The organism is Pedobacter sp. WC2501 (genome assembly GCF_052682415.1).
In genome coordinates this window covers 4315861-4337112 of record NZ_JBQZFI010000001.1, presented here as the reverse complement: position 1 = coordinate 4337112, position 21252 = coordinate 4315861, and the positions used below count along the sequence as shown (strand labels likewise).

At 37.1% G+C, this 21252-nt stretch carries 17 protein-coding genes; 8 read left to right on the top strand and 9 right to left on the bottom strand.

Annotation, left to right across the window (positions count from 1 at the left end):
- Positions 1–113: 113 nt before the first annotated feature.
- The 4 genes from pgl to ACUN24_RS18270 form a co-directional block, all read right to left on the bottom strand.
- Positions 114–839 carry a 6-phosphogluconolactonase gene (gene pgl / locus ACUN24_RS18285; protein ID WP_445563809.1) on the bottom strand — a complete coding sequence of 242 codons (726 nt, stop codon included), beginning with the start codon at positions 837–839 and terminating at the stop codon, positions 114–116.
- A gap of 92 nt (positions 840–931) precedes the next feature.
- Entirely contained in the window at positions 932–2446 is a 1515-nt protein-coding gene (gene zwf / locus ACUN24_RS18280) for a glucose-6-phosphate dehydrogenase (RefSeq protein WP_445563808.1), read from the bottom strand.
- Positions 2447–2476: 30 nt separating this feature from the next.
- Positions 2477–3892 carry an NADP-dependent phosphogluconate dehydrogenase gene (gene gndA / locus ACUN24_RS18275; protein ID WP_445563807.1) on the bottom strand — a complete coding sequence of 472 codons (1416 nt, stop codon included), beginning with the start codon at positions 3890–3892 and terminating at the stop codon, positions 2477–2479.
- Between the two features lie 87 nt (positions 3893–3979).
- The gene (locus tag ACUN24_RS18270) at positions 3980–4738 is read right to left on the bottom strand and encodes an ROK family protein (RefSeq protein WP_445563806.1); all 759 of its coding nucleotides are present in this window, start codon (positions 4736–4738) and stop codon (positions 3980–3982) included.
- A 164-nt stretch (positions 4739–4902) separates the two neighbouring features.
- Here ACUN24_RS18270 and ACUN24_RS18265 point away from each other — a divergent pair, with 164 nt between their 5' ends.
- The 7 genes from ACUN24_RS18265 (at position 4903) to ACUN24_RS18235 (ending at position 16428) form a co-directional block, all read left to right on the top strand.
- Positions 4903–6129, top strand: a complete 1227-nt coding sequence (locus ACUN24_RS18265; RefSeq protein ID WP_445563805.1) for a sterol desaturase family protein — start codon at positions 4903–4905, stop codon at positions 6127–6129.
- A gap of 504 nt (positions 6130–6633) precedes the next feature.
- Complete coding sequence (locus ACUN24_RS18260) at positions 6634–9954, top strand: SusC/RagA family TonB-linked outer membrane protein (RefSeq protein ID WP_445563804.1); 3321 nt, start codon at positions 6634–6636, stop codon at positions 9952–9954.
- A 7-nt stretch (positions 9955–9961) separates the two neighbouring features.
- The gene (locus tag ACUN24_RS18255; RefSeq protein WP_445563803.1) at positions 9962–11542 is read left to right on the top strand and encodes a SusD/RagB family nutrient-binding outer membrane lipoprotein; all 1581 of its coding nucleotides are present in this window, start codon (positions 9962–9964) and stop codon (positions 11540–11542) included.
- Positions 11543–11555: 13 nt separating this feature from the next.
- Positions 11556–13100 (top strand): DUF5689 domain-containing protein, encoded by a 1545-nt coding sequence (locus ACUN24_RS18250; RefSeq protein WP_445563802.1) that lies wholly within the window; start codon positions 11556–11558, stop codon positions 13098–13100.
- A 172-nt stretch (positions 13101–13272) separates the two neighbouring features.
- Positions 13273–14682, top strand: a complete 1410-nt coding sequence (locus ACUN24_RS18245) for a calcineurin-like phosphoesterase C-terminal domain-containing protein (protein ID WP_445563801.1) — start codon at positions 13273–13275, stop codon at positions 14680–14682.
- Positions 14683–14806: 124 nt separating this feature from the next.
- Positions 14807–15706 carry a glycerophosphodiester phosphodiesterase family protein gene (locus ACUN24_RS18240; RefSeq protein ID WP_445563800.1) on the top strand — a complete coding sequence of 300 codons (900 nt, stop codon included), beginning with the start codon at positions 14807–14809 and terminating at the stop codon, positions 15704–15706.
- 26 nt (positions 15707–15732) lie between these two features.
- Positions 15733–16428 (top strand): GDSL-type esterase/lipase family protein, encoded by a 696-nt coding sequence (locus ACUN24_RS18235; protein ID WP_445563799.1) that lies wholly within the window; start codon positions 15733–15735, stop codon positions 16426–16428.
- 47 nt (positions 16429–16475) lie between these two features.
- Here ACUN24_RS18235 and bioD read toward each other — a convergent pair whose 3' ends face one another.
- From bioD to ACUN24_RS18215, 4 genes are all read right to left on the bottom strand, one after another.
- Positions 16476–17084 carry a dethiobiotin synthase gene (gene bioD, locus ACUN24_RS18230; RefSeq protein ID WP_445563798.1) on the bottom strand — a complete coding sequence of 203 codons (609 nt, stop codon included), beginning with the start codon at positions 17082–17084 and terminating at the stop codon, positions 16476–16478.
- The gene (locus tag ACUN24_RS18225; protein ID WP_445563797.1) at positions 17085–18206 is read right to left on the bottom strand and encodes an aminotransferase class I/II-fold pyridoxal phosphate-dependent enzyme; all 1122 of its coding nucleotides are present in this window, start codon (positions 18204–18206) and stop codon (positions 17085–17087) included.
- A gap of 73 nt (positions 18207–18279) precedes the next feature.
- Positions 18280–18732 carry a hypothetical protein gene (locus ACUN24_RS18220; RefSeq protein WP_315424231.1) on the bottom strand — a complete coding sequence of 151 codons (453 nt, stop codon included), beginning with the start codon at positions 18730–18732 and terminating at the stop codon, positions 18280–18282.
- Between the two features lie 80 nt (positions 18733–18812).
- Entirely contained in the window at positions 18813–19589 is a 777-nt protein-coding gene (locus ACUN24_RS18215) for an XRE family transcriptional regulator (protein WP_445563796.1), read from the bottom strand.
- Positions 19590–19722: 133 nt separating this feature from the next.
- On the opposite strand from ACUN24_RS18215, the gene ACUN24_RS18210 reads away from it, so the two are divergent.
- Complete coding sequence (locus ACUN24_RS18210; protein ID WP_029275228.1) at positions 19723–20073, top strand: GIY-YIG nuclease family protein; 351 nt, start codon at positions 19723–19725, stop codon at positions 20071–20073.
- Between the two features lie 293 nt (positions 20074–20366).
- On the opposite strand, the gene blaB3PEDO is transcribed toward ACUN24_RS18210, so the two are convergent.
- Positions 20367–21224, bottom strand: coding sequence for a PEDO-2 family subclass B3 metallo-beta-lactamase (blaB3PEDO, locus tag ACUN24_RS18205; RefSeq protein WP_445563795.1), 858 nt, complete (start codon positions 21222–21224; stop codon positions 20367–20369).
- Positions 21225–21252: the final 28 nt, after the last annotated feature.

Sequence of the window (21252 nt, the reverse complement as noted above, 5' to 3'; positions counted from 1 at the left end):
TACCTCTCCAAATTCGGCCAATTGCTCAATAAAAAACGGAATAACCCTAAAGTATATTCCGTTTTTCCGTTTAAAAAGTCTGATAAATGTTTTTCTTCAGACATCCATATTATTTAATCTTCTAATAATTTTGTTGCAGCCTCGTCGGTAAACCAGGTTAACTTCCCATCAATAGGATCGATTAATTGTGAAGGATATAAATCAACATTTTTTTCCGTATCGCCAATAACATGTTTCAGTGCTTCGGCTTTATTCTCGCCAAATACCAAAAAGGCTACGTTATCTGCTTTGTTAATTAATGGTGCGGTAAAGCTAATGCGATACGTATCTAGTTTTTCTACATATACAGCTGCTACGTTTACTTCCTCATCTTTAACCAAAGTAGTATGTGGAAAAATCGAAGCGGTGTGTGCATCATCCCCCATACCCAAAAGGATTAAATCGAAAACGATTTCTTCACCATTAAAATGTTTGTCTATTGCTTTTTTATATTCGATAGCTGCTTTTTCTGGCGCCAAAGTGGTATCTACGTAAAAGATATGATCTTCTTTAATGCCTAGCGGATCTAAAATGGTTTTCTTGGCCATTAATCCGTTATAATTGTCATCGTTGGCAGGAACATTACGCTCATCGCCAAAAAAGAAGTAGACTTTTTCCCAATCAATTCTGTGCTGCCCTTCAGTAGCAAGAAAATGGTAAAGTGCTTTAGGAGAACTACCGCCCGTAAGTACAAAATTGAAACGGTCGTTTTCTTCGATAGACATTTCTGCAATTTTAATTACATAATCTGCCAGATCCTGGTTTAGTTCTTCTAATGTTTTGTATATGAGTAGATTCATTTTGTAAATAATAAACTCGTCACCCTGAATTTATTTCAGCATCTATCTTGATAAGACCCTGAAATAAATTCAGGGTGACGACTGGATAAAAATTATTCCTTATTCTTCAACGGCAAATTAAACCAGTGGAAACCGTCTCTCGCAATAAGTGCTTCAGCTTCTTCTGGTCCCCAGCTATCGGCAGGGTAGTTAGGGAAGTTGATCGATTTTTTGCTTTCCCATGTATTTAAAATTGGCATCACCAGTTCCCATGCCGCTTCTACCTGATCGCCTCGCATAAACAAGGTTTGATCGCCCATCATGGTATCCAACAATAAGGTTTCGTAAGCTTCTGGAGTATCACCCTCATAAGTTCCTTTATAATCAAATACCATATCAACCGGGTTTAGAACCATGTCTAATCCAGGTCTTTTGGCCTGTACCTGCATGCGGATACTCATTTCTGGCTGTATGCTAATCACCAACCTGTTTTGTTGCCAATTTTCGGTTACCTCTGATGAGAAAATCTGGTGTGGCACATCTCTAAACTGAATGGTAATTAATGATGAAGTTTGGTTTAAACGCTTTCCTGTTCTTAAATAGAAAGGAATACCTTGCCATCTCCAATTATCGATATGGAATTTAACTGCCGCAAAAGTTTCGGTATTTGAGTGGGGATCAACACCTTTTTCCTGGCGGTATCCCGGAACTTCCTTACCTTCAACCCAGCCTTTGCTGTACTGACCGCGAACAGTGTGAAACCTGATATCTTCTGCAGAAAAAGGACGCATAGCTCTTAAAACCTCAACCTTACGATTTCTGATTTCATCGGCATCAAAATTAATAGGTGCTTCCATTCCAACTAAACAAAGCAATTGCAAGAGGTGATTCTGGATCATATCCCTCAAAGCACCAGAGCCTTCATAATAACCACCACGATCGCCCACGCCTAACTGTTCTGTTACTGAAATCTGAACGTGATCGATATAAGACCTGTTCCACAACGGCTCGAACAATGCATTGGCAAAACGGAATGCCATCATGTTTTGTACGGTTTCTTTACCGAGATAATGATCAATACGGTAGATCTGCTTTTCCGTAAAAATAGTGCTCAATAATGCATTAAGCTCTTTTGCCGATTCTAAATCATGGCCAAAAGGTTTTTCGATAACAATACGGCTATTGTCCTCATCTTGCGTTAGTTTATATTTCTGCAAACATTCAGCAATAATCGGGAAGAAATTAGGCGCAACTGCGAGGTAGAAAATTACCTGTGTACCTGCACCAAATTCTTTTTGATATTTTTCTACAGCTCCTTTTAGGTTTTCGAAAGTTTTTGGTTGGGCAAAATCGGTTGGGCAGTAGTGCATCGTATTTCCAAAATCGTCCCATTTATCTTTTTTAACTTTTCCGCTTCGCGAAAACTCGTTCACAGCTTCTTCTAAAGCAATTCTGTAACTATCATCGGTAAATTCAGTTCTTCCTGTACCAATAATAGCAAACTTATCAGGCATGTAACCCTCTATAAATAAATTATATAGGGCAGGTGCTAATTTTCTTTTATTTAAATCACCTGTTCCACCAAATATTACAAAAATGGTAGGGTTTAATGCGGTTTTGGTTTTCATTGTATGTTCTTGTTCGTGAGTCTAATGAGTTTATGATAATTTATTCCAGTCGGCATGAAAAACACCATCTTTATCAATGCGTTCGAAGGTGTGTGCACCAAAGAAATCTCTTTGTGCCTGGATTAAATTTGAAGGCATGCGGCCTGTAGTAATGGTGTCGAAATAGGTTAGGGTAGATGCAAATGCAGGAATACCTAAACCAGAATTGATACATGCACTGATTGTTTTGCGCGTACCTGCTAAAGTGCCTTTAATGATGTTCTGAATACCCGCATCACCGAATAAATGTTCAAGAGAATTGTCTTTATCATAAGCCTGATAAATATCTTCTAAAAATTTAGCCCTGATGATACAGCCTCCGCGCCAGATTTTGGCAATTTCCTGTAACTGTAGGTTGTATTGATATTCTTTTGATGCCTGAACCAGTAAATGCATCCCTTGTGCATAAGCACTGATCATAGAGAAATAAAATGCATCTTCCAGCTCTTCAACTGTTACCTCAATTTTAGTATCTTTTTTACCAAAAGCCTCTTCCAGGGAAACCCTTAGTTTTTTAAATTTAGATAAATCGCGGTTAGAAACAGCTTCGTTAATAGTAGGGATTGGCAATTGAAGTTCCATTGAAACCTCTGATGTCCATTTTCCGGTACCTTTTGAACGGGCTTCATCTTTAATCTGATCTAAAAGATCATTTTGTGTTTCGGTATCTTTAAATAAGAAAATTTCAGCAGTAATTTCCAATAAGAATGATTGCAACCTGCCTTCGTTCCATTTTTTGAATACTTTATAGATTTCTTCATTTGAGTAACCTAAGCCATTTTTAAGGATGCCGTATACTTCGGCAATAAGCTCCATAATGGCATATTCTATACCATTATGTACCATTTTAACAAAGTGGCCAGAAGCACCCGGACCTATGTAGGTTACACAAGGATCGGTACCCACTTTTGCAGCTACAGCATCAAAAACATCTTTTACAACATTGTATGCTTGTTTATCACCACCAGGCATCATACTTGGACCAAACCGTGCTCCTTCTTCACCACCAGAAATACCCATTCCGAAGAAATGTAAGCCATCTTTCTCTAGCTCGTCAACACGGCGATTGGTATCGGTAAAATGTGAATTTCCACTATCGATGATGATATCACCTTTGCTTAAAAGTGGTTTTAGTTCTGCAATAACGCTATCTACAATTGGTCCGGCAGGCACTAACAAAATTAATGTACGTGGTGTTTGTAAGCTGGAAATAAAGCTTTCAATATCATTAAATCCTTCTAAATTATGCGCTTTGCCTTCTTCTTCAAGCTTCGAGATCATCTTTTGGTCTTTATCGTAACCTGTTACAGAGAAGCCCTTATCAGCCATGTTTAATAATAAGTTCCGGCCCATAGTACCTAAACCAATCATTCCCAATTTATATTTTTCAGAATCGTTATTTGCCATTTTTTGTTTTTTAGAATACACCCAAAATTAGGGTTTACAAATTAATATTGCAGCTATTGTTGTTAAAAGATTGTAATAAAAGATCAATTATTTTTTAGGCTCAACAGTAAAAATATTGTACTTATCGGCCAGTTTCCAAAGCTTTGCGCCACCTTTAATCCCGTCTCTGTTGGTCACGATTTTAATATTGTCTTCCAGCTTAAAATTGATCTGTTTCGAATTTCCGCCACCTATATATAAGGTATCATAATTGAAAACTGTTTTATAAATTTCGATTACCTTTTTTAATCTTTTATTCCAGCGTTCGCTACCGATTTTTTCGAATGCTTTGTTTCCGATATAATCGTCGTAATCTTCCTCTTTATTGATTGGGAAATGCGCCAGTTCCAAGTGAGGAAGCAGTTCTCCATCAAACAATAGCGCTGTTCCGAAGCCTGTACCCACCGTAAAAACAATTTCAAAACCTTTACCTTCAACCACGCCTAAGCCTTGTTGGTCGGCATCATTTACCAAACGCACAGGCTTACCAAGCTCGTTGGCCACGCGTTGTGCAAGATCTACATCAGCCCATTTATTTTTAGCCAGGTTGGGGGCAGTTTTTACAATCCCATTTTTAACGTAACCCGGAAATCCGATTGATACACGGTTATAACTATCAGGAAAAGGCTTAATTAGTTCTACAATACCTATTACAATATCTTTTGGCGTAGCTTCTGGCGGGGTTTTGCTTTTTAAATATTCGGTAATCATATTTCCGCTTTCATCTAAAAGAACGGTTTTTATACTGGTACCGCCAATATCGATTGATAATATATTGTTGTTTTCAGCTTTTTTCTCTGTAGCCATAATTATGTATTTATAATTCCGAAGTTCTACAAATAAATTAAAACAACAAACATTAAATGAATATGGAAGTAATTTAGGTGTAATAATATATTCTACAAAATCTATGTATTTAATAGAATATATTTAAGTTTGTTCCGTTAAACTTAAAAAAGATCTGAATTGTTATGACGGTAAACTACCTTGCATTTGCTATACCAGCATTTTTTATTTTCGTATTTATTGAATTTAAAATCGCCCAGCACCAAAAGAAGGCGAAAATTTTTAAATACGAGAGTACGGTTGCAAATTTTAGTGTAGGTATTGCCGAGCGGTTATTGAATTTATTTGTTGCTGCAAGTTTTTACCAGGTGTACCATTGGGTGTATACCAACTATGCTATTTTCGATATTTCTACCAAATGGTATGTATGGATACTCTTATTGCTTTCTACTGACCTGGTTTGGTACTGGTACCACAGGTTGGGGCATGAGATTAATTTTTTATGGGCTGCACATATTGTGCATCACCAGAGCGAGGAATTTAATTTATCTGCTGCAGCACGGATTACTACCATTCAGGCCATTTTCCGCAACGTGTTCTGGTGCATTCTGCCGTTGATCGGCTTTCATCCGAATATGATCATCACCATACTGTTGGCCCACGGAGCATATTCTTTTTTTACACACACGCAATTAATTGGTAAACTTGGCTGGCTCGAAAATATATTGATTACGCCTTCTTTGCATGGTGTTCATCACGCCTCTGATGAAAAATACCTGGATAAAAACTATGGCGATGTTTTTGTATTCTGGGATAAATTATTCGGCACTTTCCAGGCAGAAGAAGAGGTACCTAAATATGGCTTAACACATCCCATTAAAAGTTATAGTTTCTTATGGCAGCATTTTCATTATTATTTAGAAATAGGAGAGGCTTACAGGCGTGCAAATGGATTTAAGGCCAAATGGGATGCTGTTTTCGGGAGTCCTGCGTTAATGGATCAAAACATCAGGACTATTTTAGAAGAACGTTATTATCAAAATAAATTACAACATGAGGCGAAACCTAAACCCAAGTTTAAAATTTATCTGAATATCCAGTTGATTTTGGTGGTAGCGATGCTTACAGGTACAACCATGTTTTACGAATCGTTAACTTTAGCACATAAAGTAGCCATATTGATTTTTATCCTGGTTACCCTGATCAATATCGGCGCCCTGCTAGAGCAGCGCAAATGGATTTATTACCTCGAATGTTTCAGGTTAATTCTAATTTTTGCTTTCTTTTTTTACACCTTTAATCTGCTGCCGTTTTTAATATTCCCGGTGACTAGCTTAATTGCACTGGAACGGACATTCTGTTTACGTAAACTTTACATGAAGCATGTATTTAAGCAAGCCACGCCAGGGTAATGGTGTTTCTTTATGTTTCGATTTTCATTAGCATATAAATGTTACAAGATGATCTTTCGTTTTGTTGTTCTATTTTATTTATCAGTATTTGATCTGTAATGAAATTATTACGTTATGTCGGTATTGGAGGATTTAATAGAGAATTTTCTTCTTCTTTCTCGTTTTAAACTTCTAAATAAAACTAATTCGCGCTATTTTGCTTGAAGGTGATGGTTTCACCTTTTATGCACTCTCTTGTGTTTTTGTCTGTCTAAATATTCAAATAGAAAATATTTTTTGGTGATTTGCTTTATTGTTTTTAGTTTCGATTTGTTTTGTTAATTTTAATTAACGAAATATATAGTAAGTTAAAATAAATAAATCGCAACATATTTGTGTTGCTTTCAATACGTTAATACTCGCTTAATATATTTTTAACATAAACAGGCTTACTTTGCCCGCAAATCCGGACAAAATAAATCTAAGATATGAACCCTATTACTAACCGGATATACGATAATAATTATGATCAAAAATTTTACTCAACAAATTTCGTGGCATCAATGCGTTCTGCATTTAAAGCAAAGCAGTCCTGATGGTCACCAAAAGCGAACCAGCACTTTTTTTAAGGGTAAACTAAAACGCTTTAGCTTTTTGGTGTGTGCAATAATAATACCGCTGATTTGTTTTAATGAAAGTTTTGCGCAAACTTCGGCACAAAACATTGTAATTAAAGGTACTGTATTGGATGACCAGGATGGACAGATATTAATCGGAACAACCATTACGGATAACAATAAAAAGTTTTTGGGTGTAACCAATGAGAAGGGGAACTATACCATCACAATTGCCAAAGGAACAACTGTTTTATATAATATGGTTGGTTATACAAGTCTAACCAGGACATTTAATAACAACGAAAATAATGTGATTGTGAGGCTTACCTCATCCAACAGCCAACTAAATGATGTAGTAGTTACAGCTTTGGGCATCAAGCGTTCAGAAAGAGCCCTTGGATATGCCATTGCCTCTTTAGATAGTTCTGCATTTACAAATGCGGTAGCCACGAACTGGACAGATGCATTGTCTGGAAAGGTAGCAGGCCTAAACCTGGTCCGCAACAGCGGTCTGGCTGGGTCTAACAAAATCATTCTTCGTGGTGAAAATAATTTAACCGGAGATAATGAGGCACTGATTGTTATTGATGGAGTTGTGGCCAGTAGCAGTGCAAAACGTACTGCCGGAACCGGAGGAGGTGTTTATGGAACATCCGGAGATATTTTGCCAACAGATTTTGGAAGTGCAATTAACGATCTGAATTCTGAAGATATTGAAAATGTTACGGTATTAAAAGGACCTGCAGCGTCAGCGCTCTATGGTCAGAGGGGAGCAAATGGAGCCATTGTAATTACAACCAAATCTGCTGGTAGCAGTAAGAAAAATTTTAATATTACTTTCACATCTAATACAGCCTTCGAGCAAATTAACAGAGGGCCAGATATTCAACAAGAATATGGTGCAGGTGTAAGCGGTGCGAGTTATTACAGTTTTGGAACAAATGCAGATGGTGCAGATACCCATGCAACCAGTTCAACTTACGGGCCAAGGTTTGATGGTACCAGTATGTTTTTTCAATACGATCCAACGACGCAAAAAGGCGGAACAACGCGTACGCCATGGGTTGCTTATCCAAATGCATTAGATGCGTTTTTTAAAACAGGGGTTGAAACAACAAACTCTGTGAGCTTAGATGGAAACGCCGGAAAGGTAGGTTTACGCTTTACGGCAAGCCATGGTAATAACGATTGGATAGTTCCTAATACAAATTTGGAACGTACTTCTCTTGCTTTTTCAGGAAATAGTAATGTAACAAAAAAACTAAATATTGTTTTCAAAGCCAGTTATAATAACAGGCATAGCGATAACTTACCTGCAACCGGTTATGGCAATCAGTCGTTAATGTACTGGTTCATGTTTGCTCATCCAAATATGAATTTGGATTGGTTTAAAAACTATTGGGTGGCCGGACAAGAGCAACGTAAATTTTTAGACTTGACTTCGAGTTTTCCTGAAGGACCTTATGCAATTTCTGAACAGTATATAAACGGACAACGAAGAAATGGCATTCTGGGAAATGTTCAGGCTACTTATAAGTTTACTGATGATTTAAGTTTACTGGTACGTTCCTCTATCGATTTTAATCATGATATCCGCGAAACAAAGCGTCCATGGGATGCAGCAGGCGCAAAATTTGCCCAAGGCTCTTATCGTGTTCAGGACATCAACTCGTATGAAGTGAATGCCGACTTTTTATTAAGGTACAGCAAAGATCTATCAAGAGATTTAAAGCTTTCTGCATCAGTAGGTGGCAGCCAATTGAGAAATAGATACAACAAATCAGAGCTTCGCGCTGACGGATTAGTTGTTCCCGGTAATTATAGCTTAGAAAACAATCAAAATCCATTGATTTCAGTACCAGATACTGCACGCTACAACATTAACAGTTTGTATGGTACAATGTCTTTATCGCTAAAAAACTATTTATTTTTAGATTTAACCGGAAGACAGGATTGGAACAGTACTTTGGCATCTCCACTTCGAACAGATAATGTTGGTTTCTTCTACCCATCTGCAAGTTTATCTTTCATTGCGTCAGATTATTGGCAATTGCCTTCGCAAATCAGCTATTTCAAGCTTCGGGGTTCAATTGCCCAAGTGGGTAGTGGTGGAACGACCCCATACCGTACTGCCTACAACTATACGCTTGCTGCGAATGGAATTTATCCGGGCGGGGCAATGACAAACCCAAGTATACTTCCCAATAATAACTTAAAGCCACTATCTACTACAACAGTTGAGGTTGGTGCCGAACTAAAATTATTTAAAAGCAGATTAAATTTCGATTTTGCTGCATACGCCGGAAGTACAAAAAATCAGATATTAAGCCGTTCGATTGATCGTGCTACAGGATATTCAATTGCCGTATTTAATGCCGGCAGGGTAGATAACAAAGGCTTGGAAATGTCGGTAAATGCAACGCCTTTGCAGAGCAAATCATTTACATGGACGGTTAATGGAACGTTTTCTGCGAACAGGAATACCATTAAAGAATTGGCTGATAGTGCTGTAATATTACGTACAGGTCCAATTGGAGGTACACAAATCATAGCCAATGTTGGGGGAAGCCTTGGAGATATGTATGGTTTCGGATTGAAGCGCTCCCCTGATGGACAGGTAATATTCGATAATACCGGTAAAGCCATTCCAGATCAAACCCAGTTAAAATATCTAGGAAATACCATGCCTAAATTTAGATTTAGTTTTGGTACAGGTGTAACTTATAAGGGGTTTGCTGCTAACGTCTTATTTGACGCACAATTAGGTGCTGTCGCACACTCGTTAACATTTGCAAGAATGGCTGGCCTGGGCAAATTAAAACTGACCTTACCAGGCAGGTACGGTGGTTTAATTGGAGATGGAGTAATGTTAAATCCTGATGGTGTTACTTATAGCCCCAATACTACAGTTGCAACTGATATCGGTGCATTTTATGAGGCGATGTATGGTTCTACCAATGCAGAAGGAAGTACTTTCAGAACCGATTATTTAAAATTCAGAGAAGCAAATATTAATTATACATTCTCAAAAAGACTGGTTTCAAGTTTGGGCCTGAGCCGGATAACCATAGGCGTGTATGGGCGTAACCTGTACACCTGGTCGCCTTGGCCTGCCTTCGATCCTGAGTTTGGTACATTATCAGGTAGCGATATCGTAACAGGTTTTGAAGTAGGGCAATTGCCATCAACCAGAACTTTTGGTGCACGTTTAGTAGTGGGTATAAACTAATAAGAAAATGAAAAAGATTAAATATAGTACAGGTTATGCTTTCTTACTGGTAATGGGGACTTCATTTTTCTCCTGCAAGAAAGATTTCGATAAAATTAATACAGATCCAATTGGTGTACCAACTGTAACCGCGGATAAATTACTAGCACCAACTCTCACTAATGTATTAAGTGCAAACTTAATACGAAATAGAAGCATCAACAATGAATTAATGCAAGTTTCGGTTTCTACAGTGGATGAGGTGCTGGAAGGTAGGATTTACCGTTATGATATCAGGAGAACATTATCTGATGCGATGTGGAATTCTTGGTATTCGGAGCTGACTAACATAAAAGATATAAATACCATAGCAAGTGATCCTAGTTCGATTAATACCTCATATCAGGGGATTTCAAGAATAGCAGAAGCTTGGACAATGCAATTATTAACTGACACTTATGGAGATGTGCCTTATACACAAGCTAACCAGGGTAAATCTGGATTGTTAGAGCCAGCGTTCGACAAACAAAAAGATATTTACACTTCATTATTGAATAAACTGGAAGAAGCCAATACCCTTTTAACAGCAGGTCAGAAGATTGAGGCCAGCAGCGACCCGGTTTACAATGGAGATATTAGTAAATGGCAAAGATTTGGAAATTCATTGTATTTAAGGCTGTTGCTTCGGATTTCAGGCAAGGCAGAAGCAAGCGCACAGGCCATAGCCAAAATTAAAGAAATCGTTGATACCAATCCAGCCAAATACCCAATTATGACTGATAATACCCATACGGCTAAAATTCTCTGGAACGGTACTAACAGTAGTACAGCACTATACTCGTCGCCTTTCATGGTTAGCGTAAGACCTGCCGATTTCAGAACGCCTGCCATAGTTGATTTTTTCATAAACAACTTAACTTCTTGGGCAGACCCTAGGATTATCCCTGCCTACGGAAGGAATAATATTAATAGATGGGGCATTGCAGCAGGACCTGGTGGTTACGTTGGCATACCTAGCGCATATCAAATAGGTAGCGGGGCACCTACAAAACAATCTTATTTCTACTCAGACGCACAATCTGGTAACCCATTAAGTTTGCAAACAGACGCTGCAACAGGCGTAATTATGAATGTTGCAGAGGTAGATTTTATTTTAGCTGAAGCTGCAGCAAAAGGTTTCATTACTGGCACTGGAGAAAACTATTACTATAAAGGAATCGCCGATGGTATTAACTACTGGATTCCGACTTTATATGCAAACGGTAATGATGCAGCTGTTAGAGATTATGCCTTAAAGGGAGATTTTAATTGGAATAATGCTTTACCATTGGATAATAAAGCGGTTGGTTCACTCAGCAAATTAGAACTAATTCATTTGCAAAAATATTACGCTTTGTTTTTGGTAGACTTTCAACAATGGTTTGAATATAGAAGAACAGGGCATCCTCTTCTTCCGGTAGGGAAAAGTTTGTTAAATGGAGGTAAAATGCCTGTTCGTTTATATTATCCAATACTTGCCCAATCAACAAATCCAACTAATTATAAGAATGTGTTAGCAGTGCAAGGACCAGATGATGTAAATACATTAATGTGGTGGCAAAAACCTTAAATATTATTTAATCATGAAAAATAAATTAAAATATTTTCTCCTACTAGCAGTAATTATTGGTATTTACACTAGTTGCAAGCGAGAAAGCGACTATCCCTATAAGTTTTCAGAAAGTGGTTTCATTTCTAACTTTGACTTAAGAAGGTACTATAAGGAATCAGACCTTTCACTCAATCCTGGTAACATAGGCGGTGCCACGGGTATTAGAGGTGTGGTGGTTTCTGATTTTAGATCTGGCAATTCGGTAGCGGGATTAATTGCCCTGCAAAACAGTCGCATTAATGGTACGGCAGATTCTTTAAGAGGAATTTCCTTTAACCTTGGAGCTGCGGCGGCAAACTTTATCCCAGGAGATTCTTTACACATCAAATTAGATGGTGGTACATTAAAAAGAGTAAATGGAATTCTTCAAATTACAGGATTAAATAGTTCATCTATAACCAAAGTCGCCTCAAGCAGATTTATAAAATTGCAAGCAGCAAGTACAAGCGATATTCTAGCTAATCCCGATAGATATGAAAGCACATTAGTGGCAATTAATAATGCCGTTTATGATCCAGAGCCAATAACTCCGGTAAACTATGTTGGGGATAAAATACTTAATGATGGTTTCGGTATTGCTACCTTGCGTACTGATGCTAGTGCTACTTTTGCTAATACCGCAATTCAACCCTCGGGTAACTTTATCGGTATACCGTATATGTCCGGAACGGGAACTTCAAAGAAAATCGAATATAGAATGAGGTCGATAGATGACTTTTTTTATGTTCCAATGCCTAAACTTTCTCCAGCAATTATTTCTGGATTCGACGTAGATCCAAATGGTACGGATGCAAATAACGAATACATTCAATTATTAGCTACGAGGGATATAGATTTTGCAGTCACCCCATTATCAGTATTTACTAATAATAATGCTGGGGCAACTGCAGCTCCATTATCGGGTTGGATTGAAGGTGGTATAAGAACCTTTAAATTTAACCTAATAACAGGGACTGTTAAAAAAGGCGAATATTTTTATGTTGGAGGAACAGGAAAACGAATAAATGGTGGGGCATCAACAAGTATTAGCTCCTCAAAGTGGATTTCTACAATTAATTATTCCACTACAGTTGGAGCAGATGGAGTTGGAAATATCATTTCTGCTACTGCAAACCTTTTGGCTAACAGCGGTAATGTTGCAGGTATTGCAGTATTTGAAGGTACAAACATTACCGCTAATTCAATTCCATTAGATGTAATATTCTACGGTGGTGCAGGTGGTAGTTTTTATAGTGCTGGTCCGCCTGAAGCTGGACTTAGAATTACAATTACTGATAAGTTTGCTACTTATTCACAAAAAACTCCTCAGGAATATTACGGAAAAGGAACCAATGATGTTGCAAAACGTTTTGCTGGTTTCCCAACAGCAATAAGTTTTGCGAAACTAGGCGGAATATATAAAACAAAAAAAGGTGGCTGGGAATCAGCCAGAGCGATGGTTAGTGTTGTATTGACTAATACTTCTCAAATCAGTGAAATTGAAACTGGAGGCGTAACAACCTTAATAGATAAGTAATAAAATAACGAGTCTGTATCATAAATATAGAATTGTCATCCCGAGCCTGTCAAGGGGCCTGTTTAAATGTCTTACAAGGCGTTTCGACAGGCTCAACGTGACAAATTCGATTGAGTTACAAATATGATACAGTCTCAATATTATCAAAATTTAAGCCATATGATTTAATATCATGAACAGAAGATCCTTTATACAAAAATCAACCTTATTAACTTCAACAGTTTTTATCAGCTTAAAATCCTTTCCATCATCTTTATTCTCGGTTGATGGATTAGTGAGCGGAATGGTGACCAGCAAAGGCAAAGCCGTTGCCGGTGTAGTCATTTCTGATGGTTACAGCGTGGCACAAACCGATAAAAATGGCAATTATGAAATTAAACTTCATGAGCTGGCCCGTTTTGTTTGGATCAGTACACCTTCGGGTTATGAGTTTAAAACTGAAAGTAGCATCGCCCGTCATTATTACAAACCAGATACCGCTGGTAAATTAAACTTTGATCTTAAGCCGCTAAAACAGAACGATAATAAACACAACTTTATCATTTGGGCAGACCCTCAGGTGAAGAATAAAAAAGATGTTGCGCAGATGATGGAAACTTCCGTGCCAGATACAAGAGATGTGGTGAAGAGCATGGGGAAAACGCCTGTTCATGGCATTGGTGTAGGTGATTTAGTTTGGGACAATTTCGATCTTTTTCCTGCATACGATGAGGCTATAGCTAAAATCGGCATTCCTTTTTTTCAGGCTTTAGGTAATCATGACCAGGATTACAGGCAAGGTGGTGATGACACTTCAGATCGTACCTTTCAGGCTCACTATGGCCCTACATATTACTCTTTTAACAGGGGCAAGGCTCATTACGTAGTTTTAGATGATGTTCGTTATTTAGGTGTAGAAAGAACTTACGATGGTTACATCACCCCAACGCAGTTAGAATGGTTGGCTAAGGATCTCCAATTGGTACCTAAAAATGCATTATTGATCGTTTGCCTCCATATTCCGGTACACAATTCTGTAAAAAACAATGATGATTTTTATGCTGTTTTAAAAGATTTCAAAAATGTACATATCATGTCGGGTCATACGCATTTTAATAAAAATGTAATCAAAAACGGCATTTACGAACATAACCATGGTACTGTTTGTGGTGGCTGGTGGACAGGCCCGATCTGCGAAGATGGCACGCCACGTGGTTACGGCGTTTACGAAGTAGATGGAACGAATTTAAAATGGTACTACAAATCTACCGGAAGAGACCGCAAAGAGCAGCTTGATATTTATGTAGATACCTTAACCAATCAAAAAAGATTAATCGCCAATGTATGGAACTATGATCCTGAATGGAAAGTAGAATATTTTCTGGATGGAAAAGCAATGGGTGCATTGGCGCAGCAGGATGGATATGATCCTTTAGCTGTTAAACTATATAAAGGCGATAAGCTGCCAAATCCAAGGCCATTTGTGGAACCAAGGTCAACAGATCATTTGTTTATGGCGCATTTCGAACCATCAGTTAAAAAGGTAAGGGTTGTTGCTACCGATCGCTTCGGAGAAAAATTTGAGGCGGAAATTAATGCGTAAGTCCTATGCTGTCAGATGTTACCATCTGGCAGATTACTAATTTCAAAAACTAAACTAATTATTGATTAATAGCGTTAGATGGTAACATCTGACGCTACTATTATTATCCATATCCCTTCTAAATATGAAACTTAATACAACAGCAATTTTTATTTTCTTATCTGCATTTGCAGCGAAATCATTTAGTCAGGAAATTAATTTCCCTGCATTCAGCGCAGAGGCACATCGTGGTGGGAGAGGCCTGATGCCCGAGAATACTATTCCAGCTATGCTAAACGCCATGAAAATAGAAGGAATTACCACTTTGGAAATGGATACCCACATTTCTAAAGACGGTAAAGTAGTAGTAACGCATGATGATTACCTGAGCCCGGCTTTTATGCTTACACCAGACGGAAAAGATATTCCGGTAACAGATGCCAAGAAATATCCGATTTTTGGAATGAATTACGCTGACATTAAACAGTTCGATTTAGGTACCAAATATTATAAGCTGTTTCCTCAACAGAAGAAGGAAAAAACACATCTTCCTTTACTTTCCGATCTGATTGATGCTGTTCAACGTGATATTAAGGTCAATAAACGCAAACAGTTTTTCTATAACATTGAAACTAAATGCAGCGAGAGTGGTGATGGTATTACGAACCCTAAACCAGATGAGTTTGTTAAACTTTTAATGGATGTAATTTTAAAGAAAAAGATCGCTGACTTTGTCGTAATCCAGTCTTTCGATAAAAGGACTATTCAGATCATCCATGAAAAGTACCCAAAAATGAAAACCTCTTTTTTGGTTGCCAATAAAAAAACATACGAAGAGAATATTGCCGATTTAGGTTTTAAACCTTTTATTTTAAGTCCGGTTTGGCAGATGGTGAATGAAGAACTGGTTAAAAAAGCTCATGCAGATGGTGTAAAAATCATCCCCTGGACTGCTAATACCTTAGCAGATATTCAAAAACTAAAAGCTCTAAATGTAGATGGAATTATTTCTGATTATCCAGATATTTTAGTTCAGGCAAAATAGTATTTTCGACTTTATAAAAACAGGACATGAAAGCACTTTTAAATAAGTTATTAATCACCGCTGTTGTATTTACCTTCAGTTTCACAGCGGCTTTTGCCCAGGTGGTTAAGTGGGACAGTACCTATCGTCCTGGGAAATATGTTGAGCAGGTGGCTAAGTTTAAAGCCGATCCAAAATCAAAAAAGGATATTATTTTTTTAGGTAATAGCATTACTGCCGGAACAGATTGGGCTAAACTTTTAGATCTTCCACAAGCAAAAAACAGGGGGATTTCTGGTGACATTACTTTTGGTGTGTTAGAACGTTTGCAAGATGTAATTGATGGTAAACCCGAAAAGATTTTTATCCTGATTGGTATAAATGATATTTCCAGGAATATTCCGGATAGTGTGATCTTAAGAAATTATAAAACAATGATTGCCAGAATCAGAAAAGGGTCGAAGAAAACAAAAATTTATTTCAATACACTTTTGCCTGTGAATGCTGCTTTCGAAAAGTTTAAAAACCATTATGGTAAGGATGAGCATATTCTGTGGTTGAATGATGAGATCAGGAAATTTACAGCTAAAAATGTAACGGTTATTGACTTATATCCAAATTTTACCGATCAGGACAAACATTTAAAAGCAGAACTTACCAAAGATGGTTTACATCTAATTCCTGCAGGATACCAGGTTTGGGCCGATTTTCTTAAAAAGTCTGGCTATTTAACTGAGAAATAATATGATTTGGAAAGAAGTCAAGTTTCAAAAACTTGACTTCTTGAGAGTTAAATTGAAAGGTTTTGGCCAGCTGCTTTGACTTTTTCTTTATCAATATTACTAAAGCTGGGTATACTGCCTAGCTTTTTTATTTTGCCATATTGGAGAATGTATCGTTCGGTTTCTGTATTCTCCTCACCATTAAAAATGATACCTTTAATTGGAATTTCATATTGTTTAAGCAGATTGACAGATAAAAGCGTATGATTAATGCTGCCTAAATAATTTTGAGAAACCAATATCACTTCTACTTCCAGTTTTTTAATCAGGTCGATAATCAGCTCATCTTCATTTAAGGGTACCATTAAACCACCAGCGCCTTCAATAATTAAGTCATTATCAGTTAACGGAGTATTGATTTTATCGAGATCGATGTCAACACCATCTAATCTCGCTGATAAATGCGGTGATAGTGGTTGTGTTAATCTGTAGCTTTCGGGATGGATGATGGTTTGTGAGTTACTAATTAAACGATCTATTGTTATGCTATCGCTCGTATCTAAATCACCCGATTGGATCGGTTTCCAATAATCGGCTTTCAGTTTTTCGGTTAAAATAGCACTTACTAATGTTTTTCCGATGCCTGTTCCAATGCCTGTGACAAAATATTTATTCATTTAATTTAATTCTTTAAGATGATTAACCAATGAAATAATTTCTTCATCGGTATTAAAGGTATGCAGGCAGATTCTAAGCCTTTCTTTGCCTAAGGCCACTGTTGGGCTTAATATTGCCCGGACATCGAAACCTTTGCTCTGCAGCGTTGTAGCAGCTAGTTTAGTAGCTTCATTTGATGAAAATAAAATACCCTGAATAGCACTTTCGCTATCAAGGGCATTGATTTTCTGCTCTTTTAATGCTTTTCTAAATAATGCAATTTTTTGGTGAATCAACTGGTGATCAATTTTATTTAGGTATTGGTATGCCGATTTAACTGCAGCAACATTATGAATGGGAGCAGCTGTGGTGTAAATGAACGATCTGGCAAAATTAATCAGGTAGTGGCGTAGGTTTTTACTTCCTAAAACAATGGCTCCATGTACGCCTAAGGCTTTTCCAAAAGTTACAATTCGTGCAAATACTTTACTGGTTAAATTAAGTTGGTTGATTAATCCTCGACCGTTTGCACCAAAAACTCCTGTAGCATGAGCTTCGTCTACAATCAGATTGGCCTGATAACGCTGGCAAAGATTTGCTACATCTATTAATGGGGCAATATCTCCATCCATAGAATAAACACTTTCTACTACTACAAATATGTTTCCTTTCGCCAGTTTTAGTTTATTTTCAAGATCGTTTATGTCGTTATGAATAAATTTATAACGTGTAGCGTGACTTAATCTACAGCCGTCTATAATACTCGCATGAATCAATTCGTCAGTAATAATGGTGTCGCCGCGTTGCGGGATACTTGATAATAATCCTACATTGGCATCATAACCAGAATTAAAGATTAACCCACTTTCAGTCAGATGAAAATCGGCAATAAACTGTTCGGTTTCTTCAGTAAATTTAGTATTTCCACTTAACAGTCTCGAACCACCAGCACCATTCAGATAATCGGCCATTGAAGCCAGGGTATCGTCGATTATTTTTTTTAATTCACCGGATCTGGCAAAACCTAAATAATCATTAGAACAAAAATCAACAGGAGGGATGTTCGTTGATAAATTCCTGATCGAAAGATTATCTCTTCGTTCCTGAAGTTTACCGCTAAGAAACTGTTCAATTTTGCTCATTGGTCAAAAGTAAAAAAAGCGTCCCGAATAATCGAAACGCTTTCAAAAATATAATTAATTACTATTGTACTATTTATCCTTGTGCGGGAGGATTAGAAACTACAGGTTCTTTGTCTTTTTTACCTCTGCCACCCATTCCTTTTCTCATTTTCTCACCTTTTTCTCTGGCCTCAGCACGGAAAGCATCCATTTTAGTTTTCTGATCTGAAGTTAAAACCGCATCAACTTTAGCTTTTTGTTCATCTATTGCAGCTTTGCGTTCTTTCATTTTGCCTTTCATGTCGCTGTGATCGGCAGATCTCCAGGCTTCCATTTTCTTTGCGTTTTCTAACTCAATAGCGTAGATTTTAGTTTTTTGATCAGCGGTTAGGCTGAGCTGTTTCTCTAATCTGGAAGTTACCTTTTCTGCTCTTTGCTCGGCAGTCATCTTAGGCATTGCCCTTCTTGCTCGTTTCGTTGTGTCTTGAGCAAATGCAGCGGTTAATCCCATTACTGCAATTGCTATTGTTAAAATTGCCTTTTTCATGTTATGTTTATTTATGTGTTTGTTAAATTGATAGATACATAAAAACACAAACAGTTTAATCGGCATTTGTTAAAAAAATGTTAATTTTTATTTAACTGAGAGATTGATTTCTGCATTTGTGCCATCATTTGGGTAAGCGTTTCCATTGTAGGGTCTGGTGCAGGTTCAGGTAAGGAGGTCGAGATATATGCTTTAGCTTTCCAGATTTCCAGAATATCATCTGCAGCAATTGTATAAGCATCGTACACCTTATTATCTGATATCAATTTCAAATCTTTATTCTCTCTGAAACGGTTACCCGCTCTTTTATATACTACGCCTTCATTTTTGCTAATTATGATGTAGGTTTCGCCGGTTTTTACTTCATTCCAGTTATCGAGATACTCACCAATAATTACACTTCCAGGTTGAACAGGCAACATACTATCGCCCATAATTTCAAAAGCCCTGAAGGTACCTTGTCTTAATGCAGCCAGTGGAAGTTGAAATTTTGGTAGGTCGCTGATATATTGAGGATCTGAAAAACCATTCAAATAACCAGCACTCGCTTTAACGGGAACCAGTTCAATATTTTCGCGATCGTTCTGATCGACAGAAATACTCAGCACCCTAAGGTTAGATCCCTGGCTTTTTGGCTTCGGTTTCCAGCTGTCAGATATTTTTTCATTGATGAATTCATCGATGGTAAGATCAAAGTATTCGGCTATTTTTTTTAGCAAATCATATTTAGGTTCCGCCCGGTCTTCCTCGTAAGCCCCGATTAGCGACCTCTTGATTTCCATAATATCAGCGAAATTCTGCTGTGTATGGCCTTTTTTCTTCCTGAGGTACTTTAAATTATTTGAAATATTTGACATAAAAATAAATTTTAAAATAAATTTGGAATTACTAAAATAGTTAGTAATTTTATGCTCATAAAGTTAGTAATATTATTTTGATTTGCAAGAGAGTATACTAAATAGTTTAGTTTTAAGTTTTAAACATAAGATGATGAAAAAGTTTGTTTATATCGTTACCGACAGAAATCGTACAAGTATGCACGTGGGCATGAGCTCTGATTTAATGAAGACACTGGATTTCTACAAACAGATGCCAAACTTGTTTTTTGATAATGGACAGCAATTAACCCGCCTGGTTTATTTTGAAGAGTTTAAAACAGAAGCACAGGCTCTCCTGCGTTTTAAATCAATTAGCCGGTTTACACGCATGCAAAAAGAACGTTTGGTAAGATCTTGTAATCCAGATTGGATTGATTTAACTATAGGCCTCGATTTCGAAAATATTCTCTTGCATCGGAATATAAGCAATCAGGTTAAACTATCATTTACCAGTTTATCTTAGCGCCTGTTTAAAAATAGAATTATTTGTTATTTCAGTCTGAGCGTAGCGTAGTAGAAGATCATTTCAACGCATTAATAAAAGCAAACCATGACAGAATCTATTATTACGGCCGTCATTCTCGCGCAGGCGGGAATCTTAAAGCGCTTGCATTACGATTATTCATAAGTTTCCCTTGTTTTAAAGGTATTCATGAGCACTCCTTGGTTCCCAATCAAGTTGGGAATGACGATTCCTCGCAGCCTATAAAAAAGCGATTATTGATATTTTAATCGCTTTAACAAGTTAGGAAAAGTCTAATTTTTTATTTTTTCGAGGAAATCATTTTCCAAATCCTGAAGATTTTTAAAAAAAACACTTTTATCCATAAACACTTTTGGATTGTAAGGGTCTCCTGATTTACGTTTATTATGGAGATCAAATTGACTTGCGTGAGAGGCAACCCAAAGATCAAAGTCAAGCTTTTTCATTGCTTTAAAAGTTTCAGTATAATCTTTTTGGATATCTTTATATGATGCTATTTCGGAGAATTTTCTGTCAACAATTATGGATGGCATATTGGCAATCAAAATTTTGTAGCTGGAATTTTTATCTTTCGTATCAAATATAAAACTACATGATCCTTTAGTATGCCCGGGATGATGAAGCATTGTTAAAGTAGTGCTGCCTAATTTAATTTTATCGTCATTCTTCAACAGGAAATCAGGTTTTACAGGTTTGAAACTTACACCATATTTCCCAAGCTCATAATCCGATTTTCCTCCGGTTTCAAGAACATCCGCGTCTTTCTCATCTACGTATAATTTTGCACCGGTTTCTTTTTTAATTTCAGCCATAGCACCCAAATGATCAAAATGTGCCTGGGTTAAGAGCAAAATTTTGATTGATTTATAATCGAATCCCAAAGCTTTTATATTTTCTTTAATTATCGAAAGCGAATTAGCTAAACCCGTATTTATTAATATATTTCCTTTTTCTGTTACAATTAAATAAGAAGCTAAATCATACGTGCCAACATAATATAGATTACCTGCAATTCTAAATGGCTCTGTAGCCTGAGACCATTCTTTTGGATTATTAGCTGGCTCTGTTACTGTTTGGGCATAACCCACCATGCTGCAAGAAAATAAAAGCAGTAAAAATATTTTTTTCATATGCAATTTCAGAATTAATTATTTTCTT